The organism is Bradyrhizobium sp. STM 3561, assembly GCF_045571455.1.
Classification (GTDB): Bacteria; Pseudomonadota; Alphaproteobacteria; order Rhizobiales; family Xanthobacteraceae; genus Bradyrhizobium; species Bradyrhizobium vignae.
The window spans coordinates 6,211,021-6,237,502 of record NZ_CP120695.1 but is presented as its reverse complement, the minus strand read 5'-3'; the positions used below and the strand labels follow the sequence as shown (position 1 = coordinate 6,237,502).

The window sequence follows — 26,482 nt, the reverse complement described above, 5'->3', positions numbered from 1 at the left end:
TAGCCGCGCCGTCTCTGGAATACTGGATCGCCCGCCTGCGCGGACGATGACAGCGGTTGTGTAGCGGCGCGAGTGCGCTCCTGACTGTCCTCGCCCTCACATCCGCAGCAACGCCTGCCGGTCGATCTTCCCCGTGCCCGTCTTCGGCAGCTCGTCGATGAAAATCACCTCGCGCGGGTATTTGTAGGGCAATAGCTTGCCCTTCATGTAATCCTGCAGCCTGCGCGTCGCTTCGACCTGATCGGCAGCGCGGTCGTTCATCACCACCACCGCCTTTAGCGTCATGCGGCGATCCGGTAACTCGGCGGCGAACACCGCGCATTCGCGGATGTCGGGGTGGTCGGCGAGACAGAGCTCGACTTCGAGCGGATAGACCCACTGGCCGGAGATCTTGATGAGATCGTCGGCGCGGCCGCGGAAGAAGTGAAAGCCGTCGGCATCGCGGACGAAGCGGTCGCCGGTGTAGATCCAGCCGCCCTCGCGAATGGTTTCGGCCGATTTGTCTGGCCGGTTCCAGTACAGCGGCGTGTTGGAATCGCCGCGGACCCACAAGATGCCTTCCTCGTTGTCGCCGACCTCGTTTCCATCCGTGTCGCGCAGCGCGACCTCGTAGCCGGGCACGCGCAAGCCGGCGGCACCGAGCTTCTTCTGCTCGGGGCGGTTGGAGAGATAGATGTGCAGCACCTCGGTCGAGCCGAGACCTTCGACGATCTCGAGGCCGGTGAGTGTCTTCCAGCCGTTGAAGACCTCGGCCGAGAGCACCTCGGCGGCGGAGAGCGACAGTCGCAGCGACGAGAAGTCGGTTTTGTCCGCGCCTTCGGCTTTTGTCAGCGACGTGTAGAGCGTCGGCAGGCCGAAGAAGACCGTCGGCCTGTATTGCTCGATCGCCGCGAAGATCGACGCAGGCTTCGGCTGGCCCGGCAGCAGCAGCGTCGCGGCGCCGGCCGAGAACGGGAAGGTGACGGAATTGCCGAAGCCGTAGGCGAAGAAGATCTTCGGCACCGAGAAGCAGACGTCATCGGGCGTCAGTCTCAGCACATTCCGCGCAAAGGCGGCTTCGCTGTAGGCCATGTCGTGCTGCAGATGCACGATGCCCTTGGGGCGCCCGGTCGAGCCGGATGAGTACATCCAGAACGCCATTTCGTTGCGATGAGTCGGCGCTTCCGCCAGCTCAGTCGGGAACTGCGCGAGCCAGCTTGCCGCGGCGGCTGCCCGCGGCGCCGCGTGATCGCCCACCCCGCCATTGGTGACGATCAGCGTCCGCAGGCCCGTGTCCTTGCAGGCCTCTGCATTGAAGCGCGCGCAGAATTCGGACTCGACGACCGCGACAGTCGCGCCGGAATCGGCGAGATAGAATTGCAGGAGATCCGGCGGCGTCAGCGTGTTGATCAGGAGCGGCACGAATCCGGCACGCACGGCGCCGAAGAACGCGGCCGGATAGGCCGGCGTGTCGTCGAGGAACAAGAGCACGCGGTCGCCGCGCTTCAGCCCAAGCGAGGCGAAACCGTTGCCCCAGCGGCAGGCTTCGCCGCAGAGCTCGCCATAGGTCCGCGTGCCTGCCGGCCCCATCAGCGCGAGCTTGTCGCCGCGGCCTTTGCCGAGATTGTCGAACAGCACGCGGCTGGCATTGTAAATCTCAGGAATGGCAAAGCCGATCTCGCGCGCGCCGGGGCTGTCTGCGGGCACCTGGTCTCTGATCTCGTTGCTCATGGCGCATCTCCGCCGTTCTTGGCCGCCTCGTAGCGGGCCATGAAGGCCGGCGACATCGCGCGCAGCCGGGAATCGTCGATGCGGCCGGAGCGGGTGATATAGCTATAGGCAAAGTCCATCAGGGGAAGCTTCATGTGCTCGGCGAAGTGTTCGTACCAGGACGCACTCGTGCGCGCGGCATCGACGAGCTTCTGCACGATCGGCTTGCGCGTAGCCTGGTAGCGATGCAGCGCGGTCGCAAGATGCACATCCGACTCCAGCGCCTTGACCAGCGCGATGGCGTCCTCGATCGCGAGCCGCGTGCCCGAGCCGATCGAGAAATGTGCGGAATGCAGCGCGTCGCCGAGCAGCACCATGTTCTTGAACGACCAGTGCTCGTTCCAGACCCAGGGAAAGTTGCGCCAGACTGATTTGTTGGAGACGAGGCAATGACCGCCGAGCGTGTCGGCAAACACCTCCTCGCAGATGCCCTTGGACTGCTCGACGTCCTTGTAGGCGAAGCCATAGGCCTGCCATGTCGCGTGATCGCATTCGACCAGGAAGGTGCTCATGGTCGGCGAATAGCGGTAGTGATGGGCGTTGAAGGTGCCGCGGTCGGTCTTCACGAAAGTCTGCGACAGCGTGTCGAAACGTTTCGAGGTGCCGTACCAGACGAACTTGTTGGAGGAGTAGGACAATGAGGTGCCGAAATCGCCCTCATAGGCCCGGCGCACCAGCGAGTTCAGCCCGTCGGCGGCGACGATCAGGTCGTGGCCATTGAGCTGGTCGATAGCCTGAATCTGCGTGTCAAACCGCGGCGTGATGCCGGCGTCGAGCGCGCGCTGTTGCAGGAACTTGAGGAGCTCGAGCCGTCCGATCGAGGAGAAGCCGACGCCGTCGATGGCGACGCTGTCGCCGTGCAGGTTCAGCGTGATGTTCTCCCAGCTCTCCATATGCGGGGCGATCGCATCGACCGTCTCGGGGTCGTCGGCGCGCAGGAACTCAAGGGCCTGGTCAGAGAACACGACGCCAAAGCCCCAGGTCGCGTCGGCCGGGTTCTGTTCGAACAGGTCGACCTGATCCTCGGGGTGGCGCTTCTTCCAGAGATAGGCGAAGTAGAGCCCACCGGGCCCCCCGCCGATCACGGCGATCCGCAACGTCTGCCTCCCTAATTGACAGTATACTTACTATCTAGGGATAGACTAATGTGCTCCAGCGCCCGGCGCCAGCGGAATTATCGGCGTGGCCGGCACGCCATAGCTCGCCTTCAGGCCCACGTTTGCGGGTGCCCGAAAACGTCAGATGCGAATCATAGCGAAACCGGGCCGGATTGGCCACCCGGGCGCGTCAGACGCAGCGCCTCACATAGACCCCGTTCACCAGCACCCTGGTGCAACGGACCGCGGGCACCGGCTTGCGGACCGCGACGGCCGCGTTCGGACCGGCGCAGCCGGCGCGATAGACGCCGCGGGCGCACACCACCGCATTGGCATCGGTGGTCTCGAACGTCATGGTTGCGGCGAAGGCGAACAGAGCAGAAGCAACGAGCAGCAATGAACGCATGTTGTCCTCCCGGTCTTGTCGTGATCGAAACTGAGTCTCCACCCGCCGCAATTCAGTGCTGCGGACGTGCATAGTCCGCTTCGTCTTATCTCGCGGCGAAAGGTGCGAGTACCTCTCTGCAGGCCGGCGAGAGCGATGCCGCCCGATTGGAAATGCATTGTATGATCCGGCCGCCGCCGGGCGCCACGCCGGCGCAGAGCGTGCGGATATCGGCGCCGCAGGCCGATCTGGCGATGAACAGCTCCTCGCGCGGCAGCAATGGCCGCAGCACGATCGTGGCCGGCGCCGCGGCGGGCGCAGTCGCGGGAGCCGCACCTGCAGGTGCCGCCGTAGCCGCTGGACCGGATGCCGCGCTCAGCGCGCCTTGGCAGGAGGGTGAGACTCTTGCCTTGTTCTTCTCCAGGCATTCGAGCGCAGCCGCGCCGCCCGGCGTCACGCTCGCGCAGACTTTTGGATAGTCGGACCGGCAGGCGCTCTTGATGGCGGCGACCTGCGCGCTGCTCGGCTGCTTGGCGGGGGCAGCCTTTGCCGCCGCCGCTGGCGCGGCCGGCCTGGCCGGTTCAGCGGGCGGCGTGCTAGGCGCCGCCTGGGCCTTCGGTACGGCGGGGGCCGCCGGCGCAGCTTCAGTCTTCGGCGCGGCCGGAGCGGCTTCAGCCTTCGGTGCCGCTGGGGGCTCGAGCGCGCGAAAGGCGGTCTGGCATCCCGATGACAGGCTGGACATGTTCTTCTGCAGGCATTGAAACGCTTCCGCGCCGCCCGGCGTCACGCTCGAACAACGTGCCATGAAGTCCGACCGGCATGCCGAGCGGATAGCGCTCTTCTGGGCTTCGGTCGGCGCTTGCGCGACGGCGACCGTTGCAGTTGCGAACAGCACTGCTGCTGCCAGCAATGCGCTGCGCGTGGAGCCATGCTTCAATTTCCCGAACATCGGTATGAGTTCCTGCCCTATAGCTGGAGCGCTCTAATGACCGTTCGGCGCTCTAAAAAAAAGTGATGCGATTGCAATCGTCGGGAGCCTTGCGATACACGGCATCATTGGCCGCTTTGTCCGCGACCGCAAGCAGATTGTGTCGAAGGACGGCGCTGTGGGGCGACGCTACAGTTTCACCATGCGCTTGCCGCGGTTCTCGCCCGCGAGGAGCCCGATCAGCGCTTTCGGCGTATTCTCGAGCCCATCGATGATGTCCTCCTGCACCTTCAGCTTGCCGGACTTGACCCAGGCTTGCAGGTCGGCGAGCGCGCGCTGGCTCTCCTTCATGTAATCCATCACGATGAAGCCCTGCATGACGAGCCGCTTCACCACGATCAGCCCGGGCACGCCGCGCGGGCCGTGCGCGGCGGGCGTGCCGTCATATTGCGAGATCGCGCCGCAGCAGGCGATGCGGCCGTAATTGTTCATCTGCGGCAGGCAGGCTTCCAGAATGTCGCCGCCGACATTGTCGAAATAGACGTCGATGCCGTGAGGGGCGGCGGCGCGCAGCGCCTTGAACACCGCGCCGTCCTTATAGTCCACGGCAGCATCGAAGCCGAGCTCGGAGGTCAGCCAGTTGCACTTATCAATGCCACCGGCGATGCCGACCACGCGACATCCCTTGATCTTCGCGATCTGCCCGACGATCGAGCCGACCGAACCCGCGGCCGCAGAAACCACGACCGCCTCGCCTTCCCTGGGCTTGCCGATCTCCAGGAGACCGAAATAGGCGGTGAGGCCGGCGATGCCGAACACGCTGAGCAGATGGGTCATCGGCTCGAGCTTCGGCATCTTGGTGAGATGCTTTGCCGGCACCGCGGCAAATTCCTGCCAGCCGGTGTCACCGAACACGATGTCGCCGGGCGCCAGCCCCTCGGCCTTCGAGCTCACGACCTCCGCGATGGCGCCGCCGGCCATCACGCTGTTGGCCTCGACGGCGGAGCGATAGGTCGCGCCGTGCATCCACGCGCGGTTGGCGGCGTCGAGCGAGATGTAACGCACGCGCAGCAGGGCCTCGCCGTCCTTCGGTTCCGGCACTGTGCTCTCCAGCATCTTGAAATGCTCGGGGCCGAGCTTGCCGCTGGGTTTTTCCACCAGCAGAATCTGGCGATTGATATGTCCGCTCATGGCGTTTCCCTCTTTGATTGTCCTGCCGATCACTGATGCAGTCGCCGCAAACAAAACGTGCAGGCCGCATGTGTTGTGCGCTGCATGAAGGCTAGATCGCCGCATCCCGTTTCACAACGGGAACATCCTGAAAACGCGGTCGGACGCAAAGCGTGTTGCGTCGCTCGGATATCTGCGACATCATGAAGCGTCGGCGTATGTGGGGGTAAGCGATGTCCAACAGGTTCACGCAATACATTCTGACGGCGATGGTGCTCGGCATCATCATGGGTTCGGCGATCTACAATTTCCTGCCCGACACGCGCGCCGACTGGGCGTCCTCCATCAACCTGATCGCCATGATGTTCCTGCGCCTGATCAAGATGATCATCGCGCCCCTGGTGTTCGCGACCCTGGTCGGCGGCATCGCCCATATGGGCTCGGGCTCCAAGCTCGGCCGCATCTTCGCCAAGACCATGGGCTGGTTCATCAGCGCTTCCTTCATCTCGCTGCTGCTCGGCCTGATCATGGTCAATCTGCTGCAGCCCGGCGCCAACTTCCCCGGCACGCTGCCGCAGGCGGGTCAATCGACCGGCCTGCCGGTCTCGGCCTTCTCGATCGAGAAATTCCTCACCCATCTGATCCCGACCTCGATCGCGGACGCGATGGCGCAGAACGAGATCCTGCAGATCGTGATCTTCGCCGTGTTCTTCTCGGTGGCGATGGGCTCCATGCCCGAACGTTCAAAGCCGATCCTGGCGATGATCGACGACGTCGGCCACATCATGCTGAAGGTGACAGCCTACGTCATGCTGTTCGCCCCGCTCGCAGTGTGGGCCGCGATCACCGCAACAGTGGCCAAGAACGGCCTCCTGGTGCTCTGGAAGCTCGTCGTGTTCATGGGCGGCTTCTATCTCTCGCTGGCGATCCTGTGGACCATCCTGGTCATCGTCGGCTTCATCGTCATCGGTCCGCGCTACAGCCATCTCTTGAAGCTGGTTCGTGAGCCGTTGATGATCGCGTTCTCGACCGCGAGCTCCGAGGCAGCCTATCCGAAGACGCTCGAGGCGCTCAACCGCTTCGGCGCCTCGTCGCGAATCTCGAGCTTCGTGCTGCCGCTCGGCTATTCCTTCAATCTCGACGGCACGATGATGTACTGCACTTTCGCGGCCGTCTTCATCGCGCAGAGCTATCACATCGACATGCCGCTCGGCACCCAGCTCGCGATGCTGGCGACGCTGATGATCACCTCGAAGGGCGTCGCCGGCGTTCCGCGCGCCTCCCTCGTGGTGATCGCCTCGACCCTGGCGCAGTTCAACATCCCCGAGGCGGGCCTCTTGATGATCATGGGCATCGACACCTTCCTCGACATGGGTCGCAGCGCCACCAACGTGATCGGCAACACGCTGGCGACCTCGGTCGTGGCGAAGTGGGAAGGCGAGCTTGGGCCCGAGCATGCGATGGGGCCGGACGACGCCGTGCCCGACGACATGGTGCCGGGCGAAGTGCCTGCCATGGCCGGCCATGGTTAGGGGTGAACCATGGGCCAGGCACTGGCGAGGTCAGTGATCGGCGGCATCCTGTGGCTCGCGGCAGCATTGCTGCTCGCGACTGCGGCGTCCGCCCAGACCGGCAGCGAAGGGCTGAGCCCCACGCTGTCGGCCATCAAGACAGCGCACGCCGTGCGGCTCGGCTATCGCGAGAGCTCACCGCCGTTCTCCTTCCTCGATCAGTCCGGCCGTCCGATCGGCTATAGCCTCGAGCTCTGCGAGGCCATTGTCGAGGAGATCGGCGTCGAGGTCGACGATCCCAATCTCAGAATCGAGTACGTCAAGGTCACCTCGGACGACCGGATCGACGCCGTGCTCCAGAACAAGATCGACCTCGAATGCGGCTCGACCACCGCCAATGCCGAGCGCGGCAAGCGCGTCGCCTTCTCGCCGCTGATGTTCGTCGCCGGAACCAAGCTGATGGTGCCGAAGGGAGCGGCTGTTTCCGGTGTCGCAGATTTGAAGGGCAGGACCGTGGTGGTGACCAAGGGCACGACCAACGAGCAGGCGATGCACGCCGTCGACAAGAAGCTCTCGCTCGGCCTCAACATCGTCACCGCGCCGGATCACGAGCAGTCGTTCCGGATGGTAGCCGACGGCAAGGCGGATGCGTTCGCGACCGACGACATCCTGCTCTACGGCCTGATCGCCCGCCACAAGGCGCAGGAATATTTTCGCGTGGTCGGGGACTATCTGTCCTACGACCCCTACGGCATCATGTTCAGGAAAGGCGAGCCGCAACTTTCCGCCGTGGTCGAGCGCGCCTTCCGCAAGCTCGGCTCCAACCGCGACCTCGTCCCGCTCTACAACAAATGGTTCACTGCGAGGCTGCCCACGGGCGAACGCCTGAACGTGCCGATCTCGCTGCAACTGGAAGAGGCCTTCAAGGCCATGGACGATTCGCCCAGCGGCAATAATTAGGGGGAGTTGTTGTAACGCTCGCGCGGCGATCTCGGTTCACCTATCCCCCTCGTCGGCCCACGAGGGGAGAAGGGATTGCAGCGTGCACGTGGCGCTCAGCGGCTTCCCCCAAACACCCGATCAAGCGCCGCGTCATACGTCGCCTGCACCAGCTCCGGATGCAGTTTGCCCAGCGCCTCCATCATCACGCCGGAATTGATCTCGAGCACTTTCCATTTGCCGCCGGCACGGACCACGTCGATTGACGCGAAGGCAATACCAATGGCGCGCGCGGCATCGCTCGCGAGCTTCACGCAAGCCGCGCGAAGCTCGCCGTCCGCGAGCAGCACCGGCTTTGCGCCGGCATCGAGATTGTGCCGCCAATCCGAGCCACGCTGCTTGCTGTAGACGACTTGGGGAACATCATCGAGCAGCACCACGCGGACCTCCTCCTCGATGGCGATGTAGGGCGAGATCACGAGCCCTGTGCTCATCGAAAAGACCTCGCTGGCGGCGTGGTCCAGCTCCGCCTCCGTTGTCACCTTGAACACCGAGCGCCCCGATGTCCCCTCGTTCGGCTTCACCACCACGCCGTGCGGATGGTTCTGAAGCAGCCCAACCATTGCCTCTCGCCAGGCGGCACCAACGACATCCTTGCCCAGCCTCGGGTTGAGGAAGAGTCGATGGGGAACGCAGGGCACGTCCGCCAGCGCCAGCGCCTCCGCGGTGGCCGATTTGTCGTTGGCGAGGCGGTGCGCGATGGCGCTGTTGAGGCCGATGTCATAGCCGAAGGCGAAGTGGCGCTTCGGTCCCCGCCGCATCGCGATCAGCCAGCCGCCGGAGCGGACATCGACTGCAATGCCGCGGTCCGCGCAATAGTGCCTGATCGCCTGAACGAAGATTCGCTCGCCGCTTGCCATTGTCCTTCGTCGCTCCTGTCGCCAAAAGCCGCAAAAATGCGGGAAGCGGCGCCAATCGGGATGAAAATCAGAGCTATTCTTAATGAAATTCTCGCGAGCGCGACGGAAATTAAGTGCTCCGACCACGCATCAGGGAGGAAAGAAATTGCCCTCCGCGCCTGTCCGGCAGCAGATTCATTGATGATGTGGCCAGTTCTGCCGCAAATGCCGGTTTGATCGGCATCAATTGCATCCGAAACGAGGTTGATTATTGGTCTCAATGGCGTAGATCACACACGCGAAATCCTCCGCCATGGCAATGGTGACCGCCCGTTTTCAGGGCCGGGCAACGCTTTTGCCCTAAAACCGCAGTTATTCGGAATATCGAAAATCATGAGCGCGTTTTACCGAGAGAAGGTTCTTTCCGTCCACCACTGGACCGACACGCTGTTCAGCTTCCGGGCCACGCGCGATACCGGCTTCCGGTTCCAGAACGGCCAGTTCGCCATGATCGGCCTGGAGATCGATGGCCGCCCGCTGCTGCGCGCCTACAGCATGGCGAGCGCCAATCACGAGGAACAGCTCGAGTTCTTCTCGATCAAGGTGCAGGACGGCCCGCTGACCTCGCGCCTGCAGAAGATCAAGGAAGGCGACACCATCCTGGTCGGCCGCAAGGCGACCGGCACGCTGATCACCGACAATTTGCTTCCCGGCAAGCGGCTGATGCTGCTCTCGACCGGCACGGGCCTCGCGCCCTTCGCCAGCCTGATCAAGGACCCCGAGGTCTACGACCAGTTCGAGTCGATCGTGCTGGTGCATGGCTGCCGCCAAGTCTCCGAGCTCGCCTATGGCGAGAAGCTCGTCGCGACCTTGCGCGAGGATGAGCTGTTCGGCGAGCTGCTCGCGGACAAGCTCGTCTACTACCCGACCGTGACCCGCGAGCCGTTCAGGAACCGCGGCCGCATCACCGACCTCATCAACTCCGAGCAGATCTTCAACGATATCGGCCAAGGCCCGCTCGACATCGCAACCGACCGCATCATGATGTGCGGCAGCCCGGCGATGCTCGAAGAGCTGAAGGCGATGTTCGAGAGCCGCGATTTCGTCGAAGGAAGCGGCAACAAGCCCGGCCATTTCGTGATCGAGAAGGCCTTCGTCGAGCGGTAAGCGCCACGCCTCGTGCCCCGGACGCAGCGCCTTTCAGCGCTGCGCTGCAGAGCCGGGGCCCATCTCGCGCATCGTATGGTGTTGTATTCTGGATCCCGGGTCTGCGCTTACGCTTGCCCGGGACACCGCCTGGCTTGCGGCCGCTTGCAGGCTAACCCAGCCCCGTCCCTCTGCTGCACCGCAAAACCCGTCCATCGGGCTGATTGATTTGTCTCGGCCGAATTCGCTAGCCTGAAACAGGGGCCGCGTCATATCCGTATGACAGGCAAAGGCGTATCGTACCGCCTTATGCTGGCGAGAGGATGGGAATCGTGGCCGACGACAACAAGACGCAGGAAGCTCCGAAACGTCTGCCGCTGGTGGAAGAGGGGATCCTGGAAACCCTGCTGCTGCCCTTCTCGCCGCGCTTCATCGTGCTGACGATCTGCGCGGTGGTCACCGCGCTCTTGATCGGCATCGGCATCGTCGACCGCAAGATCTTCGACATTCTGCTGGTCCCGATCCTGATCTTCGGCGGGCTGACGCTGCTCGGCATCCGCGATCTCTTGCAGAAGAGCCACGCGGTGCTGCGCAACTACCCGATCTCCGCGCACATCCGCTTCCTGCTCGAAGAAATCCGGCCCGAGATGCGGCAGTACTTCTTCGAGAGCGAGAAGGACGGCATGCCGTTCTCGCGCGACACCCGCGCGGTGGTCTATCAGCGCGCCAAGATGGAGCTCGACAAGCGTCCGTTCGGCACCCAGGAGGACGTCTATCGCGAGGGTTACGAGTGGATGCATCACTCGGTCTCGCCGAAGCCGCATGCCAAGGAAAAATTCCGTGTCGTGATCGGTGGGCCGGATTGCGCAAAGCCCTATTCGGCCTCGGTGTTCAACATCTCGGCGATGAGCTTCGGCGCGCTCAGCCCGAATGCGGTGCGGGCCCTGAACGCCGGCGCCAAGAAGGGCGGCTTCGCGCACGACACCGGCGAGGGCGGCGTCAGCCCCTATCACCGCGAGATGGGCGGCGACATCATCTGGGAGATCGGCTCAGGCTATTTCGGCTGCCGTCACCTCGACGGCTCCTTCGACCCCGAGGCGTTCGCGCGCGTCGCCAGCGACGACCAGATCAAGATGGTCGAGCTCAAGATCAGCCAGGGCGCCAAGCCCGGCCATGGCGGCGTGCTGCCGGCGGCCAAGGTCTCGGAGGAGATCTCGAAAATCCGCGGCGTGGCGATGGGCGAGGACTGCATCTCGCCGGCCTCGCACCGGGTCTTCTCCACGCCTATCGGCATGATGCAGTTCATCGCGGAGATGCGCCGCCTCTCCGGCGGCAAGCCGGCCGGCTTCAAGCTGTGCATCGGCCATCCCTGGGAATTCCTGGCGATCTGCAAGGCGATGATCGAGACCGGGATCTATCCCGACTTCATCGTCGTCGACGGCAATGAGGGCGGCACCGGCGCCGCTCCGCTGGAGTTCATGGATCATCTGGGCATGCCGATGCGCGAGGGCGTCAATTTCGTCCACAACGCGCTGGTCGGCATCAATGCACGCGACCGCATCAAGATCGGCGCCTCCGGCAAGATCGCCACCGCGTTCGACATGGCGCGCGCGATGGCGATCGGTGCCGATTGGTGCAATTCGGCGCGCGGATTCATGTTCTCGCTCGGCTGCATCCAGTCGCTGAGCTGCCACACCGACCGCTGCCCGACCGGGGTGGCGACGCAGGACCCGACGCGGGCGCGCGCGCTCTACGTGCCGCTCAAGATCGACCGCGTGCACAATTATCACCATGCGACCCTGCAATCGCTGACCGAGCTGATCGCCGCGGCCGGCCTCGAACATCCGCAGCAGTTGCGGCCGATCCATTTCAGCCAACGGACGTCGACGACCCAGGTGAAGTCCTTCGCCCAGCTGTATCCCGCGCTGCGCCCGGGCGAGCTGCTCGAGGGTACGGAAGATCCGCGCTTCCACGACGGTTGGCGGATGGCGCGTGCCGAGACGTTCCAGCCCGCGCTGTGAGCGCAGCTCCGCCGCATGATTCCGCCGGCTATCCCCGTGCAAATTTACCCGGAGCGATGAGATCTTAACGTTTGTGTCAGCTTTGCGTGCAAATTGGGGGCATGAACGAGCGACGCAACGATGGCAGGCAACGCGTGCTGAAGGCCGCAACGATCGAATTCGGCGGCGGCGCGATCGATTGCACCGTCCGTAACTTTTCGAGCGGGGGCGCTGCGCTCGACGTGACGAGCCCCGTCGGTATCCCCGAGCAGTTCACCCTGTTCGTCCAGTCCGACGGACGACATCTGCCCTGCACCGTAATCTGGCGCAAGGAAAAGCGGATCGGCGTGAGCTTCGGGCGAGGGTCGAGTTAGCCGGAGCGAGTTTGCCCACGTCGCCGCCTACTCGCCGCGCCGGCTCGCCAGGATCTTGTCGATCCTCCGCCCGTCGAGATCGACCACCTCGATGTGCCAGCCGGAAAAATCAAAGGCGTCGCCGACATTGGGCAGCGCATTGAACTGTTGCAGCACGAGGCCTGCGACCGTGTTGTAGCGGTGCGGCGGCAATTCGACGCCGAGCAGCTCGCCGAATTCGTCGACCGGCATCCAGCCGGAGATCAGCAGTGAGCCGTCGGCGCGCCTGATGAAGGCCGGCTCGGGCGGTCCTTCCTCGGAATGGAAGGCGCCGACGATCGACTCGAGGATGTCGGCGGCCGTCACCATGCCTTCGAAGGCGCCGTATTCGTCATAGACGAAACCGACGTGAACCGGAGCCGCTTTCAGGATGGTCAGCACGTCGCGCGCATCCGCCGACACCGGGATGCCGGGCGCCTCGCGCACGAGCCCGCGCAGGTCCGGATTACGTTCGTTCATATAGGCAACCAGCAGGTCCTTGGCCTGGAGCACGCCGATCGGCCTGTCGCGGTCGCCGTCAGAGACGGGGAAGCGCGAATGCGGGCTCTTGGCGATGATCTCGCGGATGGCGGCCGGATCGTCGTTCAGGTCGATCTCGTCGACCTCCGTGCGCGGCGTCATGACCGCGCCGACCGGCCGGTCGCCGAGCCGCATCACGCCGGCGATCATCTCCTTCTCGCCGGGCTCGAGCACGCCCGCGCTCTCGGCCTCGCTGACGAGATGATGGATCTCGTCCTCCGAGACCTTCTCCTCGGCCTTGCCGCCGCGGCCGAGCAGCGTGAGGATCAGCTTGCCGGAGACGTCGAGCAGAAAGACGAGCGGCAGCGATATCTTCGCCAGCACGTGCATGGCGGGCGCGACCCGGACTGCGATGCTTTCGGGGTCGCGCAGCGCGACCTGCTTCGGCACCAGCTCGCCGACGATCAAGGTGGCGTAGGTGATCAGCGTGACCACGATGCCGACCCCGACGATGTCGGCAAGCCCTGAGGAGAGGCCGAGCTCGAGCAGCCATTGCGTCAGCCGCTGCCCGAGTGTCGCGCCCGAGAACGCGCCGGAGAGCACGCCGACCAGCGTGATGCCGATCTGCACTGTCGACAGGAACTTGCCGGGATCAGCCGCCAGCGTCAGCGCCCGCTCGGCGCCGCGCACGCCCTTGGCCGCGAGCAGCGACAGCCGCGCCGGACGCGACGACACCACCGCCAGTTCGGACATGGAGAGCAGGCCGTTGATGACGATCAGGACGACGACGATGACGAGTTCCAGCGAGAGCATTGACATTCCGGAGGTAAGTAAGAGTGGCCGGATGGCGGCGCACGCCATTGATATAGGTATTCGGTGGGGAGGTGCCGGCAATTCTGCGCATCCGGCCCTCGGGGAACCCCGCGCGGGGGCGTTTTCACCGTCCTTCACGATCACGCCGCCCGCTCACCGCGGCCGAACTCTCGCTGATGGATCGCATGCAGGGGCGCGTGGAGGCCGGCCGCAAGCGCATCGAGGCCGGCATCGACCAGCTCGGAAATCCGCCCCGGATCGCGACCGCTATGAAGGCGGCAACCGAATCCTATTTCGGTAAGGCCGCGGCTGCCGTGGACAAGGAGATTCCCGCAGCCCGAAGCGACGGCAAGTACGGCACCAACGCCGACGAATTGGCGACCGTGATCGTGCCAGCGATCCAGATCTTCTATGGCGTGCGCGACGCTGCGCGGCACGAGCCAGACCGGATCGGCCTCCCCCAACGTGCCCGCGTCGGCCAGATCGCTGTCCGGCGAGAGCACGCGTCTCAAGAGCGAGGTCGGAAAATTCCTGGACGCGATCCGGGCGGCGTAGAGTCCGTTGTGAGCGGAGGCGATTTCATCTAGGCTCGCAGCCCCGGGGATGTCGCAGCCTCCCCGTGAAGTGGTGATCCCACGCAAGCGCTGCTCGCTGATTCATGGAGCGAGCAATGGACGGGATCGCCACCGAGCTTCCGCTTTTCCTGCTTGCCACCTTCGCCGGCGCCTTCGTTGCCGGCCTTTCCGGCTTCGCCTTCGGTCTCATCGCGGCTTCGCTATGGCTCTACGTGCTGACGCCGCTTCAGAGCGCCAGCCTGATCGTCGGCTTCGGTCTTCTCGTCCAGGGCTATTCGGTCTGGAAGCTGCGCGCTGCGCTCGACTGGCGCCGACTCTGGCCTTTCATCGCCGGTGCAGTCATCGGCGTGCCGGCCGGGGTGTCGCTTCTGACCTGGGCTGATCCGAAGAGTGTCCGCATCGCGGTTGGCGCAATTCTGATCGCCTATAGTCTCTATGCATTCTTCCGGCCGCAGCTCAAGCTCGTGGGCACCGTGACGCCGGCCGCCGACATCGCGGTCGGCTTCGTCAACGGCCTGCTTGGCGGGCTGACAGGTCTTGCCGGCATCGTCGTCACCATCTGGTGCAATCTGCGCGGTCTGCCCAAGGACGTGCAGCGTGCCACATTCCAGCCGGTCGCAGTCGTGGTGTTCGTCATGGCGGCGCTCTGGCTGGGCGCCAAGGGGGCGCTCTCACTCGACACGGCGAAGCTGTTTGCGCTCGGCCTGCCGTTCCTGTTCGCCGGAACGTGGCTTGGGCTGAAGCTGTTCGGCCGGATCGACGAGGCCACGTTCCGCAAGATCGTGCTGGCGCTGCTGTTCGTCTCGGGCGCCGCGGTGCTGTTCTGAGCCGCCGCTCAGAACTCCCCGTGCAGCCGTCCTGAAAACACCGATACCGGGCCGCGGTCCGCGTTATAGGCGGGATTGACGATGAGCTGGTAGTCGGCAGTGAAGGTCAGCGCCTTGTTCAGCGCGTAGGCGTAGTAGGTCTCCAGCACGCGTTCGCGGCGATAGTTGAGGCGGCCGTCGCCGATCAGCGGCCCGAGACCGCCGGCGGCGATGAAGTCGCGATGGTCCTGCGACAGCGCATTGATGGCGCCGGCGATGCCGACGACGTCGTCGGGCCGGCCCCATTTGGTGCCTTTGACCGAGACGCCGCCGGATAGGCTGCTATCGATGTCGGTGAAGGTCATGATCTCGTTGCGGCCGTCATTCCAGCTCCAGCGGCCGAACATGCCGATGTCGTCGGTGATGGCCTGTTCGAGGTTGAACGCGTATCCATATTTGATACGGCCGCGGCGAGTCTGGCTGATATCCACGCCGAACGCGGGATTGTCCAGCGTCTCGCGATAGCTGCCGGCGAAAGCGCTGTTGACGAAACCTAGCGTGCGCAGCTTGCCCGGCTGGCCGAACAGCGAATAGCGCGTCTCCAGCTCCATCACATATTCGCCGCGCCGGCCAACGTTCATGTCGAAATTGTTGGAGTTCGACTCCGCGCCGATCAGGAAATAGCCCGCGCGCAACGCCCATTGCTTCTGGTTCAATTCGGCCGTGGCGCCATAGCCGAGGCCGAGCTTGTCGGCGGCATAGTCGAAGGCGCCGGAGGCCCAGATCGACCAGTTCATGAAATCCTTGCGCGGATCATGCGCGTAGGAATTGCCGTCGAACACGTCCACCACGGAGAACTTGCCGACCTGCAAGGTCAGGCGCGAGACGTCGACCTTGCCGGCAAGCTGCAGCTGGCCGCTCGCCAGCTCCTCCTGCTCGCCGCCGAAGCCGAAGGTCTGGCGCACGAACAGCCGGGAGGCGTTGAAATGCGGATAGGGGAAGCCGGACTTCTGCGCTTCACCATTGGGGAAGCCGGCGGCACCCGTCGTGTTGTTGAAGCCGAAGCCCTGCAGCAGCTCGGGATTGAAATAGACTTCGCCACCGTCCCACAGCCGTGCATTCAGATAGAGCGAGTTGCTCCAGGTCTGCTGAAAATCCGGCGACGGGATCAGGCTGTTCGGACCGGTATAGGGTGCGCGGAACGCGGGATAGCCCTGTCCCAGCGCGGTCGACTGGCCGTGAATCTCCCAGCGATTCGACTCGGTATCGGTGATATCCGACTTTGGATTGTAGGTCGGCACGCCCGGCCAGTCGATCTTGCGATTGAGGCCGATCCGCAGGCTGTGAAAATCCATCGACGACGAATATTGCGCGGCGGAGGGGAAGGTGACGCCCACGTTCTCGAACTTGCTGTAGAGATATTCGAGCCGCGCGCTCCAATGCGGCGCGAAGGCGTATTCGACGCCGCCACCCGCGGTCCAGCCGAACCGCGTGTGCAGCACTTTTTCTTCGACGCCGCCGGTCGGCGTCGAAAGAAAACGCTCGCCGGCGAAGGCCGCGCCGCCGGTGGCGTAGAACAGCCAATTGCCATTGGCGTAGCCGAGCCGCGCGCGCAGGCTCGCGACATAGTCCCAGCGTTCCTCCGCACCCGACAGCGCAGTCGCCGCCGATGACACGACGTGGTTGGAGGGCAGATAGTTCGGAAACGAGATGTCTCCTTCGACGCCGAGCAGCAGGCCCGAATTGAAATGCCAATTGTAGCCGGCCTGGACGCCGCCGGTCGCGCCGGTGAACACATTGTTGTCGGTCGCAAGCGTGGGATCGGTCAGCGTTGCCGAGGACGTGCCGCGGGTGACGCCGACATGCGCGCCGATATAGAGGCCGGTCCAGTCATAGACCGCTTTCAGCGGCGCCTTCAGCGGCAGATCGGCCGCGCGGCTGACGGCGGGAAAAACCATCACGCCCGAGGCGACTGCCGCGGCTGTCCGCAAATACCTGTAACGGTGACCTCTCAACGTCAAAACGCACGCCCCCAAAACGCGAATGTCGTCCACCCGCCGCGACATCCCTGCCGATTCGCGGCGGCCCTGTCATCAGGCCCGGTGCTTTCGCGCGTCGGCCAAGATGATCCGGTTTCGACGCGCTTTCTTCCCAAGTCCCTGCATGTGCAGCGAACCTTATTGCAATTAATTCGCAATAGCAATTAGCGCGGATTGCCGCAGGTGATGGTTCGCACCCTTGTGTGACGGGGCTGCAACAAATTCCCCAGCGCAAAAAGGATGACCCGCCCGGGGGGACAGCCGGGCGGGTCGGGGGCACGACACGGGGTGGATGAGGCGCCCGTGTCGGACGCGGGATCCACGTGTGAGATCGGCCTCAGGTACTCGAATCAGTAGCAGGTACGAACGCGGCCGACGTACTGGCCGAAGGCGTTGTACTGGGCGACCCAGCGGCAGCGGTGATAGCCGTAATAATAGGGGTCGTTGCTGGCAGCGATCGCGGAGCCGACGACGGCGGCGGTGGCGATGCCGGCGCCGACACCCCAAACCCAGCCGGGCTGCTTCGCTTCGGCCGAGGAGGTGGTGGACACGATGCTGCCGGTCACAGCGAGGGCAGCGAGAGCTGCGGCGGCAATCTTGGTCTTGATCGACATGTGAAACTCCATCCGGGGTTGAGGCGGTCCGTTGTGGCCCGCGTGCTCAGTTGGACGGAGGCTCTTCGCGGCCGGTTCGAAGAGCGGAGATTTGGCCGCCGAGAACAGATCTTTCCTGAATGAATCCAGGAGGATGTCCGCTAACCGAGAGGGCCCCTGGCGAGCCTGTTCACGTCGAAGTTATCGACCTCACGCAGCAGCTCGCAAAAGGCGCGCGCGCCCTGATCGAGCAGCTGCTCGCCCTTCTCAGGCAGGGCCAGCGTCGCATTCCCGACGGCGCCGCTGGGGTTGAGATCCTGCGCCTGCCAGGCGAATGGCGCCGGCCGCTGCGTCGACAGCCAGCGATACTGCTGCTCCATCGCGATGCTGCTCGCGGGAAAATCCGCGATCGCATTCATGCGCACTTGATCCGGATAGCGCGCCAGCATGATCGAGGTCTCGACCGCGCCGCCGTGAATGCCGTGGCGCACTTCATCGGCCGGGAACAATTTCTCCGCCGCAGAGAGCCGCGACCACGAGGTCGTCACCACGAACAGCTTGTGATGCGCGCGCAGATCCTGCGCGACCAGCATCATCGCCGCGCTGTTGCCGCCATGGCTGGTGATGAGGACGAGCTTCTTCACGCCGCGGCGTGCAACCTCCTCGCCGATCCCGGTCCATTTCTTCAGCGCAATTTCAGTCGGCAGCGTCTGCGTGCCCGGATAGTCGATATGCTCGGTGGAAATCCCGATTGGCTCGACGGGGAGGAAACTGGCTGGAACGCTTTCGGGCAGCAGTTCGCGCACACGCGCCAGATAAGCGTCCGCGATCAGCACGTCAGTCGTAAGAGGCAGATGCGGGCCATGCTGCTCGGTCGCCGCCAGCGGCAGCACCGCGATCCAGCGCGACACTTCCGCTGGGCCTGCATGAGCCCAGTCGATGTCGATCCAGTCACGGGGCGGCGTCATCGAGGTTTCCTTGCCCGAATTTGTCACGTAATTTGGGGTATGAGGGGACGCGGGCCTGGCCGGCTCGCGTCCCCTGATGTCATGCGGTTTTATCGCGTTGCGTTCACATCGGCCAGCCACGATCGACGGAGTGCCATCATGACCCCCTTTCATCTGCGGCGAGCGTTAATTGCGGGCTTGTTGGCCGCTCTCGCCTCCTTTGCACCCGCGCTGGCCGAGACGCTCGACAAGGTCACCTTCGGCACCAATTGGGTCGCGGAGGCCGAGCATGGCGGCTTCTTCCAGGCGGTCGCCGACGGCACCTACAAGAAGTATGGGCTCGACGTCACCATCGTCCCCGGTGGTCCCAACGAGAACAACCGGATGCTGCTGATCGCGGGCAAGATCGACTTCTTCATGGCCGCGAACACGCTGATGTCATTCGATGCGGTCGCCAGCAACGTCCCCGTCGTCACCATCGCCGCGATCTTCCAGAAGGATCCACAGGTGATGCTGACCCATCCGGACGCGAAGATCGGCAAGATCGAGGATCTCAAGCCGCTGACGCTGTTCGTCTCCAAGGAGGGCATGACCAGCTACTTCCAATGGCTGAAGTCCGAATACGGCTTCAGCGAGAAGAACGTCCGTCCCTATAATTTCAATCCGCAGCCCTTCATCGCCAATCCCAAGAGCGCGATGCAGGGTTACGTCACCTCCGAGCCGTTTGCCGTGGAAAAGGCCGCCGGCTTCAAGCCCAACGTGCTGCTGCTCGCCGATCACGGCTTCAACACCTATTCGACGCTGATCGAGACCCGCCGCGAGATCGTCGAGAAGAAGCCCGACCTGGTCCAGCGCTTCGTCGATGCCTCCATGATCGGCTGGTACAATTACATCTACCGCGACAATTCCGCCGGCAATGCCCTGATCAAGCAGCTCAACCCGGAAATGACCGACGATCTTTTGGCCTATTCCGTGGCCAAGATGAAGGAGCACGGCATCGTCGATTCCGGGGATTCCTTGAAGAACGGCATCGGCGCCATGAGCGACGAGCGCTATGCCTCCTTCTTCAACAAGATGGTCAAGGCCGGCGTCGTGAAGGCGGATCTCGACTTCCGCAAATCCTACACGCTGCGCTTCGTCAACAAGGGCGTCGGCGTCGAGCTCCGCCCGAACAAGCCGTAGCGCATGCCGAGATCAAACCGAGGCGTAGCCGCATCGTTCACCTCTCCCGAAGGGAGAGGTCGCATCGCATCGCTAGGTGCGATGCGGGTGAGCGGTTACGCTCACGCGTGGGAACGGCGCCCCCTCACACGCGCCTTCGGCGCGACCTCTCCCCGTTGGGGAGAGGTGCGAGACGCGGCGCGACCGAGCCCCACAACAGCCTGCGATCGATGGTAGAGAGCAGAACCTCGCCCGCCGTCGAGGCCAGCCTGACCGCGCTCGCCGTCAGCCTGCGTGGCGTGACGAAGGTCTACGACAACGGCGTCATGGCGCTTGGCCCGTTCGACCTCACTGTCCGCAAGGGCGAGTTCATCTCGCTGCTGGGGCCGTCCGGCTGCGGCAAGTCGACGGTGTTGCGGCTGATCGCCGAGCTCAGCGCGCCGTCGTCAGGTACGGTGCGGCTGGCCCGGCACGAGGGTGAGGTGTTGCCGGGTCACGGCATTGGCTTCGTATTCCAGGAGCCGACCCTGATGCCCTGGACCAACGTGCGTGAGAACGTGCGGCTGCCCTTGAAGCTCGCAGGCGTGCCGAAGGCGGAGGGGCGCGCGCGTGCCGACGCGGCGCTGGCCAGCGTCGGCCTCGCCGATTTCGCCGGCGCGTTTCCGCGCGAACTATCCGGCGGCATGAAGATGCGGGTGTCGCTGGCGCGCGCACTCGTCACCGATCCCGATATTCTCTTGATGGACGAGCCGTTCGCGGCGCTCGACGAGATCACGCGCTTCCGTCTCAACAATGATCTGCTCGCGCTGTGGCGGTCCTTGCGAAAGACCGTCGTCTTCGTCACCCATTCCGTGTTCGAATCCGTCTATCTGTCGCAGCGCGTCGTCGTCATGACCGCGCGGCCGGGCCGCATCCAGGCCGACATCCGCATCGAGACGGTCGAGCCGCGCGGCGAGGAGTTTCGCACCTCGGCCGCCTATTCCGATTATTGCCGCAGGGTGTCGGCCGCGCTGGCGCCGTCCTATTCGGGACAGTCGACGCTATGAGCGCGCAAGCTCCCGTGCCCCCGAGATCGTCCGCCTTGCAAAGCGCGATGCGCATCGTGCTTCCCGTCATCGTGTTCGCAGCCGGCCTCCTCGCTTGGGAACTCGTGGTCCGCATCAAGGAGATCCCGCCTTACGTGCTGCCGGCGCCGTCCATCATCGTCCTGACGCTGATCAAGGACTGGGCGGTGCTGTCACAATCGCTCGCCACCACGCTTCTGACCACGCTCGAAGGTTTCGTCGCCGCCAGCATCGGCGGCATCGCGCTGGCGCTCGTGTTCAACCAGTCGAAATGGCTGGAATATTCGCTGTTCCCCTATGCCGTCGTGCTCCAGGTGACGCCGGTCATCGCGATCGCGCCGCTGCTGCTGATCTATCTGGAGCAGCAGACCGCGGTCGTCGTCTGCGCCTTCATCGTCGCCTTCTTCCCGGTGCTGTCGAACACCACGCTGGGCTTGAATTCGGTCGACCGCAACCTCGCCGGGCTGTTCCAGCTCTACGGCGCCTCGCCACAGCAAGCGCTGCGCTATCTCAAGCTGCCGGCGGCGCTGCCCTACATCCTCGGCGGTTTGCGCATCGCGGGCGGCCTGTCGCTGATCGGTGCGGTCGTGGCCGAGATCGCGGCCGGAACGGCCGGCGCCGGCTCCGGGCTCGCCTACAGGATCGCCGAGTCAGGCTACCGCTTGAACATACCCCGCATGTTCGCCGCGCTGCTTTTGTTGTCGCTGGCCGGGATTGTCATCTATGGGGTGCTGGCGCTAGTTTCGCACCTCGTTTTACGGCGCTGGCATGAGAGCGCGCTTGGAAAGGAAAACTGATGGCTGCCGGTTCGATTTCGTCCGAAAAGATCGATCTTTTGATTTATGGACCGGTGCGGCCGATCCTCGAGAATGGCTTTTCCGATCATTTCGTCGTGCACAAGGCGGAGACGCGCGGCGACCTCGAGCGGCTGACGCCGGCGGTCCGCGACAAGATCCGCGGCGTCGCCGTGACCTATCACACCGTGCGTGCCGACAGGGATTCGCTGTCGCAGCTGCCGAAGCTGGAGATGGTGGCGAGCTTTGGCGTCGGTTACGACCACATCGACGCCAAATACGCGGCCGAGAACAACATCGTCGTCACCAACACGCCCGACGTGCTGACCGAGGAGGTCGCCGACGTCGCGATGGGTCTTCTCATCGCCACCTTGCGCGAGTTCATCAAGGCTGATCGCTATGTGCGCTCCGGGCTGTGGCAGACGCAGAACTATCCGCTCAGCGTCGGCTCGCTGCGCGACCGCAAGGTCGGCATCGTCGGCATGGGCCGGATCGGGCAGGCCATCGCGCGCCGGCTCGACGCCTCGCTGGTGCCGGTGGTCTACCACTCGCGCAATCCGTCCAAGGACGTCTCCTACGAGCACTACCCCGATCTGATCGAGATGGCGAAGGCGGTGGACACCCTGATGGTGATCGTGCCGGGCGGCGCCTCCACCAACAAGATGATCGATGCCGAGGTGCTCAAGGCGCTCGGCCCGCGCGGCGTGCTGATCAACGTCGCGCGCGGCTCCGTGGTCGACGAGCCGGCGCTGATCCAGGCGCTGAAGTCGGGCACCATCCTCGCCGCCGGCCTCGACGTGTTCGCGGCCGAGCCGAACGTGCCGGACGAGCTCAAGACCATGCAGAACGTCGTGCTGCTGCCGCATATCGGCTCGGCCTCGGTGGTGACCCGCAACGCCATGGACCAGCTCGTCGTCGACAATCTCAAGTCCTGGTTCGCCGGCAAGGCGCCGTTGACGCCGGTTGCCGAAACGCCGTTCAAGGGGCGCTGATGAGAAGTCTTCGGGCCGTCGCATTCGCCGTCGCGACCAGCTTGGCCGCGATCGGCATCGCGCATGCGCAGGATGCGACGACCCTGAAGAAGCAGATGCCCGGGCAGTGGGAGCTCTCGACCACCGAGCGCAGCAAGACCTGCGTCGTCACGCTCAAAGGTGACGCCGCAGGCCAGGGATTCAAGCTGGAACTGGAGCCGGCCTGCAAGACGGCGCTGCCCTTCACCAAGGACATCGTCGCCTGGAGCGTGAAGGGCCTCGACATCGTTCGCTTGCAGGGTGCGACCGGTGAAGCCGTGATCGACTTCACCGAGGTCGAGGCCGGCATCTTCGAGGGCCTGCGCCAGGGTGAGGGCGTCTACATCCTGCAGGACCTCGCCGCCGCGCGTTCGATGGCCAAATCGATGGACCAGATGATCGGCGACTGGTCGATGGTGCGCGGCAACGGCCAGCCGGTGTGCGGGTTGACGCTGACCAACACCGAAGCGGGCCCGGACAATTTCCAGGTCTTCCTCAAGCCGAAATGCGATCCCGCCATCGCGCAGTTCAATCCGACGCAATGGCGGCTCGAGCGCGGCCAGATCATCCTGATGTCGAAAGCAGGCGAAGCCTGGCAGTTCGAGGCCGACGACAACGCGCAGTGGCGGCGCGTCCCCGACACCGCCGATCCCCTGATCATGCTGCGTCAATAGGCGCCTTTCGGTTCTTGCAATTTTTCCTGCGCCGATGTCGATCCGGCACCAGCTGGATCGTCATCCCAATAGCGAGCTGATCGCGCGGCCGAACCGGCCGTGTCTCGCCCTATCAGGAGTTTTGCATGCGCTTCATGTACATCGTCACCTCCAGCCAGCCGATGAAAGGTCCGACCCCCGCGCTGATGGAGGCCATGCAGAAGATTTCCGAGCGGGAAATCAAGGCGGGCCGGATGATCGACAATGGCGGCCTGATGCCACTTGCGACCGGCGCACGGGTGCGGATCGTCGACGGGGAACTGAGCGTCGTCGACGGTCCCTTCATCGAGGCCAAAGAAGTGGTCGGCGGCTATGCCATCTTCGAGCTGCGCGACAAGGCGGAAGCGTTGGCCATGGCCAAGGAGTTCATGCAGCTGCACCTCGACCACATGCCGGGCTGGGATGGCACCTGCGAGTTGCGGGCCTTCGCCACGCCGGGCGTCGACGGCGCTTGCGAGGTGAATGCGAAGGCGGCTGCGCACGCCTGATGGACGGCACCGCGCGCAACGGTCGGCGGCGATGACAGTCGCCGACACCGATCAAGCCATCCGTGCCACGATTCACGCAACCTGGCGCATCGTGCAGCCGCGGCTCATCGCGACGCTGTCGCGGATGCTGCGCGACGTGCCGCTTGCGGAAGAGTTGACCCAGGACGCGCTCGTCGCGGCGCTCGAGGCCTGGCCGAGCCTCGGCATTCCCGACAATCCCGGCGCATGGCTCATGACCACCGCGAAGCGCCGCGCGCTCGATGTCTTGCGCCGCGGCAGGATGCTGTTGGACAAGCACGACATGCTGGCGCGCGACCTGTTGCAGGAGCAGGAGATCGTGCCCGATTTTGATGCCGCGCTCGACGATGATATCGGCGATGAATTGCTTCGGCTGGTCTTCACCGCCTGTCATCCCATCCTGTCGCGCGAAGCTCGCGCGGCGCTGGCACTGCGCATGATCTGCGGCCTCACCACCTCGGAGATCGCACGCGCCTATCTCGTGCCGGAAGCCACCATCTCCCAGCGCATCGTACGCGCCAAGCGGACGCTGTCGAATTCCGGCCTCGCCTATGAGACGCCGAGTGGTGAGGCTCTGTCGGAGCGCCTGGCCTCGGTGCTGGAGGTCGTCTACCTCATCTTCAACGAGGGCTATCTCGCGGCGCGCGGCGAGGAATGGCTGCGGCCGCAGCTCTGCGACGAGGCGCTGCGTATGGGCCGCGTGCTTGCAGGCCTGGCGCCGAACGAGCCCGAGGTTCACGGCCTCGTTGCGCTGATGGATTTGAATGCCGCGCGGACACGCGCGCGCACCGACGCGAATGGGGATCCCATTCTGCTGATGGACCAGGATCGCGCGCTCTGGGATTGGGTGCAGATCCGCCGCGGCCTCCGCTCGCTCGAATGTGCCGCCGAGCTCGGTGGCTCCGGAGGATTTTACGTGCTTCAGGCTGCAATTGCGGCATGTCACGTCAGAGCGGCGACTGCCGTCGAGACCGATTGGCATCGCATCGCGCAGCTCTACGCCGAATTGGCGCAGCTGGTGCGCTCGCCGGTCATCGAGCTCAATCGCGCGGTCGCGGTCGGCATGGCCTGGGGACCGCAAGCCGGGCTCGACGTGCTGGACGCTGTCGCCGGCGCGCCAGCGCTGGCGACCTATCATCATCTGCCGGCGGTTCGTGGCGACTTTCTGCAAAAGCTCGGGCGGCTCGCGGAGGCGCGACAGGCGTTTGAGGCCGCCGCGCATCTTGCGACGAACGGGCGCGAACGCGCGCTGATGCAGCGTCGCGCCGCGGCACTCGACGCTCAGAATATCTAGGTCGTCACCTTCGGCGGCGGTGCGGTGCCTTGCGCCCATTTCTCCATCTTGCCGAGCACGCCCCAGACGGTGAGCGCGAGCGAGATCGGCATCGCGAACTGGCCAAGGCCGGGCACGGCCGACACGATCGTTCCGAGCAGACCGGCAAGACCGCCCGCATCGGGGCTCGCCGTCACCGAGGAGAGCAGCGCGGTGAGCAGCGAGCCGCCGATCCCGAGCGCGGTCTTCTTGCCGTCGAGCAGCTTGCCGATGGTCTCGCCGAGTGCGCCGTTGACCTGGCCGAGCATGGGCTTGCCACCGCCGTTGTTGAGCAGGGTGCCGAGCAGGTCGACGACCTGCTTCAGCTGATCGACCGGGGCGGGACTGGTCGGGCTCACTGGTCCTGGCACGGGCGCCGTCTTGTTGATGAGGGCGAAAAGCCGCTCGAACAGGCTGACCGGGTCGTTGGTGGCAGGCAATGTGTTGCCCGGCACAGTCGCTGGCAGCGTCACGCCGCCGGCCGACGGTCGCAGCACTTGCGCGAGGTCCTCCAGCCGCTTCAGGATTTGCGACAGATCGCCGTTCTGCGCGGCGGGGCCCGGCTGCTGCATCGCGCGCGTGATCGCGGCGACAGTGGCGCCATCGAGCAGCCCGGTATCCCTCAGGCCGTGCTGCTGCTGAAACTGCGAGACGGCGGTCCTGGTCTTCGGTCCGCTGATGCCGTCCTCGGCGAGCGGCGGATTGGCGCCGAGCTTGTTGAGCGCCTGCTGCATGAGGATGACCGTCGAGGCCACATCGTCCTCCGGCTCGGTGCGGCCGGCGAATTGCGGGACGCTGTCGAGCGTGATCGAGGAATCCTGTGACATCATCGCATGCAGGATCACCGCGGTGCCGAGCTGGGAATCGACGTGACTGGAATCGAACACGTGGTCGCGGACGAATTTTCCGGCCCTTGCCTCTGGCGGGCCGTACAGCGTCGAGCCGCCGTAGAGATAGGGCGAATTGACGCCCTTGGCGTGATAGCCGAAGCCGTTGAACGCCTCGAGCCGGAACAGCATCCGCGCGATGCTCCAGTCCTGCGCGCCGATGAAGTTCTCGATCCTGAACGCGTCCACGGCGCCGTCCACGAAGGTGGCGAATGGACCGCGCCCTTTCGGAACGATGGTGGTGACACGATGCAGCGACTCGCCGTTGCCGAGATACGTGTCGAAATCGAAGTTGGACTCGCGGTAGTGACAGAGCGCGGTGAAGTACCAGGGAACGCCCGTCAATCGCTCGATCTGCTGATAGGTCGCCTTGCCGTTGAGGGCCTTGCGGGCGACGGCATTCGCCTCAGTGAGGCGTCCCGCTCGGATTTCGAGACCGGCCCAATTCCGCTCATATTCGCTTTTCAAGCTCTCGAATGAGATCATTTTCCGCTCCCGCAAATTGACTGAATTATCGAGTCTCCGTGCAAGCCAAAGTGAACCGGCTGCCGTGATCGACGCGTGAC

General features: G+C 64.5%; 25 protein-coding genes. 14 read left to right on the top strand and 11 right to left on the bottom strand.

The window, feature by feature from the left end:
• Positions 1-96: 96 nt before the first annotated feature.
• The 5 genes from P6U28_RS29630 to P6U28_RS29610 all read right to left on the bottom strand — a co-directional run bounded on the left by P6U28_RS29630 (position 97) and on the right by P6U28_RS29610 (position 5,350).
• Positions 97-1,710, bottom strand: a complete 1,614-nt coding sequence (locus P6U28_RS29630) for a benzoate-CoA ligase family protein (RefSeq protein WP_407120355.1) — start codon at positions 1,708-1,710, stop codon at positions 97-99.
• Positions 1,707-2,846 carry an FAD-dependent monooxygenase gene (locus P6U28_RS29625; protein WP_162500088.1) on the bottom strand — a complete coding sequence of 380 codons (1,140 nt, stop codon included), beginning with the start codon at positions 2,844-2,846 and terminating at the stop codon, positions 1,707-1,709. Before P6U28_RS29625 ends, P6U28_RS29630 begins: the two co-directional genes overlap by 4 nt.
• 190 nt (positions 2,847-3,036) lie before the next feature.
• Entirely contained in the window at positions 3,037-3,252 is a 216-nt protein-coding gene (locus P6U28_RS29620; RefSeq protein WP_129143418.1) for a hypothetical protein, read from the bottom strand.
• An 85-nt stretch (positions 3,253-3,337) separates the two neighbouring features.
• Positions 3,338-4,180 carry a cysteine rich repeat-containing protein gene (locus P6U28_RS29615; RefSeq protein ID WP_407120354.1) on the bottom strand — a complete coding sequence of 281 codons (843 nt, stop codon included), beginning with the start codon at positions 4,178-4,180 and terminating at the stop codon, positions 3,338-3,340.
• A 168-nt stretch (positions 4,181-4,348) separates the two neighbouring features.
• Positions 4,349-5,350: an NADP-dependent oxidoreductase gene (locus P6U28_RS29610; protein ID WP_407120353.1), complete on the bottom strand. Its 1,002-nt coding sequence runs from the start codon at positions 5,348-5,350 to the stop codon at positions 4,349-4,351.
• Between the two features lie 212 nt (positions 5,351-5,562).
• Between P6U28_RS29610 and P6U28_RS29605 the strand changes: the two genes are divergently transcribed.
• Positions 5,563-6,861: a dicarboxylate/amino acid:cation symporter gene (locus tag P6U28_RS29605; RefSeq protein WP_407120352.1), complete on the top strand. Its 1,299-nt coding sequence runs from the start codon at positions 5,563-5,565 to the stop codon at positions 6,859-6,861.
• Between the two features lie 9 nt (positions 6,862-6,870).
• Positions 6,871-7,800 (top strand): amino acid ABC transporter substrate-binding protein, encoded by a 930-nt coding sequence (locus P6U28_RS29600; protein ID WP_129143422.1) that lies wholly within the window; start codon positions 6,871-6,873, stop codon positions 7,798-7,800.
• Between the two features lie 95 nt (positions 7,801-7,895).
• Here the strand turns inward: P6U28_RS29600 and P6U28_RS29595 are convergent, their stop codons facing one another.
• Positions 7,896-8,699 carry a RimK family alpha-L-glutamate ligase gene (locus P6U28_RS29595; protein WP_407120351.1) on the bottom strand — a complete coding sequence of 268 codons (804 nt, stop codon included), beginning with the start codon at positions 8,697-8,699 and terminating at the stop codon, positions 7,896-7,898.
• A gap of 372 nt (positions 8,700-9,071) precedes the next feature.
• Between P6U28_RS29595 and P6U28_RS29590 the strand changes: the two genes are divergently transcribed.
• The 3 genes from P6U28_RS29590 (at position 9,072) to P6U28_RS29580 (ending at position 12,198) form a co-directional block, all read left to right on the top strand.
• Positions 9,072-9,845, top strand: coding sequence for a ferredoxin--NADP reductase (locus tag P6U28_RS29590; RefSeq protein WP_129143424.1), 774 nt, complete (start codon positions 9,072-9,074; stop codon positions 9,843-9,845).
• 302 nt (positions 9,846-10,147) lie between these two features.
• Positions 10,148-11,845, top strand: coding sequence for an FMN-binding glutamate synthase family protein (locus tag P6U28_RS29585; protein ID WP_407120350.1), 1,698 nt, complete (start codon positions 10,148-10,150; stop codon positions 11,843-11,845).
• A 101-nt stretch (positions 11,846-11,946) separates the two neighbouring features.
• Entirely contained in the window at positions 11,947-12,198 is a 252-nt protein-coding gene (locus P6U28_RS29580; protein WP_122400634.1) for a PilZ domain-containing protein, read from the top strand.
• Between the two features lie 27 nt (positions 12,199-12,225).
• On the opposite strand, the gene P6U28_RS29575 is transcribed toward P6U28_RS29580, so the two are convergent.
• Complete coding sequence (locus P6U28_RS29575; RefSeq protein ID WP_407120349.1) at positions 12,226-13,509, bottom strand: hemolysin family protein; 1,284 nt, start codon at positions 13,507-13,509, stop codon at positions 12,226-12,228.
• Between the two features lie 185 nt (positions 13,510-13,694).
• Here P6U28_RS29575 and P6U28_RS29570 point away from each other — a divergent pair, with 185 nt between their 5' ends.
• Together P6U28_RS29570 and P6U28_RS29565 are read left to right on the top strand one after the other, a co-directional pair.
• Positions 13,695-14,096 carry a hypothetical protein gene (locus P6U28_RS29570; protein WP_407120348.1) on the top strand — a complete coding sequence of 134 codons (402 nt, stop codon included), beginning with the start codon at positions 13,695-13,697 and terminating at the stop codon, positions 14,094-14,096.
• Between the two features lie 83 nt (positions 14,097-14,179).
• Positions 14,180-14,911: a sulfite exporter TauE/SafE family protein gene (locus P6U28_RS29565; protein ID WP_407120347.1), complete on the top strand. Its 732-nt coding sequence runs from the start codon at positions 14,180-14,182 to the stop codon at positions 14,909-14,911.
• An 8-nt stretch (positions 14,912-14,919) separates the two neighbouring features.
• Here the strand turns inward: P6U28_RS29565 and P6U28_RS29560 are convergent, their stop codons facing one another.
• The 3 genes from P6U28_RS29560 to P6U28_RS29550 form a co-directional block, all read right to left on the bottom strand.
• Complete coding sequence (locus P6U28_RS29560; RefSeq protein ID WP_407123123.1) at positions 14,920-16,848, bottom strand: carbohydrate porin; 1,929 nt, start codon at positions 16,846-16,848, stop codon at positions 14,920-14,922.
• Positions 16,849-17,279: 431 nt separating this feature from the next.
• The gene (locus P6U28_RS29555; RefSeq protein WP_407120346.1) at positions 17,280-17,543 is read right to left on the bottom strand and encodes a hypothetical protein; all 264 of its coding nucleotides are present in this window, start codon (positions 17,541-17,543) and stop codon (positions 17,280-17,282) included.
• Between the two features lie 140 nt (positions 17,544-17,683).
• Positions 17,684-18,490: a creatininase family protein gene (locus P6U28_RS29550; RefSeq protein ID WP_129143428.1), complete on the bottom strand. Its 807-nt coding sequence runs from the start codon at positions 18,488-18,490 to the stop codon at positions 17,684-17,686.
• Between the two features lie 138 nt (positions 18,491-18,628).
• Here P6U28_RS29550 and P6U28_RS29545 point away from each other — a divergent pair, with 138 nt between their 5' ends.
• The 7 genes from P6U28_RS29545 to P6U28_RS29515 all read left to right on the top strand — a co-directional run bounded on the left by P6U28_RS29545 (position 18,629) and on the right by P6U28_RS29515 (position 25,011).
• Positions 18,629-19,651 (top strand): ABC transporter substrate-binding protein, encoded by a 1,023-nt coding sequence (locus tag P6U28_RS29545; protein ID WP_122400639.1) that lies wholly within the window; start codon positions 18,629-18,631, stop codon positions 19,649-19,651.
• 209 nt (positions 19,652-19,860) lie between these two features.
• Entirely contained in the window at positions 19,861-20,676 is an 816-nt protein-coding gene (locus tag P6U28_RS29540; RefSeq protein ID WP_407120345.1) for an ABC transporter ATP-binding protein, read from the top strand.
• Positions 20,673-21,491 carry an ABC transporter permease gene (locus P6U28_RS29535; RefSeq protein WP_407120344.1) on the top strand — a complete coding sequence of 273 codons (819 nt, stop codon included), beginning with the start codon at positions 20,673-20,675 and terminating at the stop codon, positions 21,489-21,491. The genes P6U28_RS29540 and P6U28_RS29535 overlap by 4 nt, the downstream gene beginning before the upstream one ends.
• Complete coding sequence (locus P6U28_RS29530; protein ID WP_407120343.1) at positions 21,491-22,480, top strand: 2-hydroxyacid dehydrogenase; 990 nt, start codon at positions 21,491-21,493, stop codon at positions 22,478-22,480. Before P6U28_RS29535 ends, P6U28_RS29530 begins: the two co-directional genes overlap by 1 nt.
• A complete protein-coding gene (locus tag P6U28_RS29525) occupies positions 22,480-23,172 on the top strand; it encodes an AprI/Inh family metalloprotease inhibitor (protein WP_122400643.1) in 693 nt (230 codons plus the stop codon). Before P6U28_RS29530 ends, P6U28_RS29525 begins: the two co-directional genes overlap by 1 nt.
• Before the next feature lie 125 nt (positions 23,173-23,297).
• Positions 23,298-23,699 carry a YciI family protein gene (locus tag P6U28_RS29520; RefSeq protein WP_122400644.1) on the top strand — a complete coding sequence of 134 codons (402 nt, stop codon included), beginning with the start codon at positions 23,298-23,300 and terminating at the stop codon, positions 23,697-23,699.
• 31 nt (positions 23,700-23,730) lie between these two features.
• Positions 23,731-25,011 carry an RNA polymerase sigma factor gene (locus P6U28_RS29515; protein ID WP_407120342.1) on the top strand — a complete coding sequence of 427 codons (1,281 nt, stop codon included), beginning with the start codon at positions 23,731-23,733 and terminating at the stop codon, positions 25,009-25,011.
• Here the strand turns inward: P6U28_RS29515 and P6U28_RS29510 are convergent.
• Positions 25,008-26,402: a peptidoglycan-binding protein gene (locus P6U28_RS29510; protein WP_407120341.1), complete on the bottom strand. Its 1,395-nt coding sequence runs from the start codon at positions 26,400-26,402 to the stop codon at positions 25,008-25,010. The two genes, P6U28_RS29515 and P6U28_RS29510, sit on opposite strands and share 4 nt — an antisense overlap.
• Between the last annotated feature and the right edge of the window lie 80 nt (positions 26,403-26,482).

Bases quoted from the DNA above. Each gene is read 5' to 3' on its own strand.
- P6U28_RS29630 (WP_407120355.1), bottom strand. From the start codon at position 1,710: ATGAGCAACGAGATCAGAGACCAGGTGCCCGCAGACAGCCCCGGCGCG.
- P6U28_RS29620 (WP_129143418.1), bottom strand. From the start codon at position 3,252: ATGCGTTCATTGCTGCTCGTTGCTTCTGCTCTGTTCGCCTTCGCCGCA.
- P6U28_RS29615 (WP_407120354.1), bottom strand. From the start codon at position 4,180: ATGTTCGGGAAATTGAAGCATGGCTCCACGCGCAGCGCATTGCTGGCA.
- P6U28_RS29610 (WP_407120353.1), bottom strand. From the start codon at position 5,350: ATGAGCGGACATATCAATCGCCAGATTCTGCTGGTGGAAAAACCCAGC.
- P6U28_RS29605 (WP_407120352.1), top strand. From the start codon at position 5,563: ATGTCCAACAGGTTCACGCAATACATTCTGACGGCGATGGTGCTCGGC.
- P6U28_RS29600 (WP_129143422.1), top strand. From the start codon at position 6,871: ATGGGCCAGGCACTGGCGAGGTCAGTGATCGGCGGCATCCTGTGGCTC.
- P6U28_RS29595 (WP_407120351.1), bottom strand. From the start codon at position 8,699: ATGGCAAGCGGCGAGCGAATCTTCGTTCAGGCGATCAGGCACTATTGC.
- P6U28_RS29590 (WP_129143424.1), top strand. From the start codon at position 9,072: ATGAGCGCGTTTTACCGAGAGAAGGTTCTTTCCGTCCACCACTGGACC.
- P6U28_RS29585 (WP_407120350.1), top strand. From the start codon at position 10,148: ATGGGAATCGTGGCCGACGACAACAAGACGCAGGAAGCTCCGAAACGT.
- P6U28_RS29580 (WP_122400634.1), top strand. From the start codon at position 11,947: ATGAACGAGCGACGCAACGATGGCAGGCAACGCGTGCTGAAGGCCGCA.
- P6U28_RS29575 (WP_407120349.1), bottom strand. From the start codon at position 13,509: ATGCTCTCGCTGGAACTCGTCATCGTCGTCGTCCTGATCGTCATCAAC.
- P6U28_RS29570 (WP_407120348.1), top strand. From the start codon at position 13,695: ATGCAGGGGCGCGTGGAGGCCGGCCGCAAGCGCATCGAGGCCGGCATC.
- P6U28_RS29565 (WP_407120347.1), top strand. From the start codon at position 14,180: ATGGACGGGATCGCCACCGAGCTTCCGCTTTTCCTGCTTGCCACCTTC.
- P6U28_RS29560 (WP_407123123.1), bottom strand. From the start codon at position 16,848: ATGGTTTTTCCCGCCGTCAGCCGCGCGGCCGATCTGCCGCTGAAGGCG.
- P6U28_RS29555 (WP_407120346.1), bottom strand. From the start codon at position 17,543: ATGTCGATCAAGACCAAGATTGCCGCCGCAGCTCTCGCTGCCCTCGCT.
- P6U28_RS29550 (WP_129143428.1), bottom strand. From the start codon at position 18,490: ATGACGCCGCCCCGTGACTGGATCGACATCGACTGGGCTCATGCAGGC.
- P6U28_RS29545 (WP_122400639.1), top strand. From the start codon at position 18,629: ATGACCCCCTTTCATCTGCGGCGAGCGTTAATTGCGGGCTTGTTGGCC.
- P6U28_RS29540 (WP_407120345.1), top strand. From the start codon at position 19,861: ATGGTAGAGAGCAGAACCTCGCCCGCCGTCGAGGCCAGCCTGACCGCG.
- P6U28_RS29535 (WP_407120344.1), top strand. From the start codon at position 20,673: ATGAGCGCGCAAGCTCCCGTGCCCCCGAGATCGTCCGCCTTGCAAAGC.
- P6U28_RS29530 (WP_407120343.1), top strand. From the start codon at position 21,491: ATGGCTGCCGGTTCGATTTCGTCCGAAAAGATCGATCTTTTGATTTAT.
- P6U28_RS29525 (WP_122400643.1), top strand. From the start codon at position 22,480: ATGAGAAGTCTTCGGGCCGTCGCATTCGCCGTCGCGACCAGCTTGGCC.
- P6U28_RS29520 (WP_122400644.1), top strand. From the start codon at position 23,298: ATGCGCTTCATGTACATCGTCACCTCCAGCCAGCCGATGAAAGGTCCG.
- P6U28_RS29515 (WP_407120342.1), top strand. From the start codon at position 23,731: ATGACAGTCGCCGACACCGATCAAGCCATCCGTGCCACGATTCACGCA.
- P6U28_RS29510 (WP_407120341.1), bottom strand. From the start codon at position 26,402: ATGATCTCATTCGAGAGCTTGAAAAGCGAATATGAGCGGAATTGGGCC.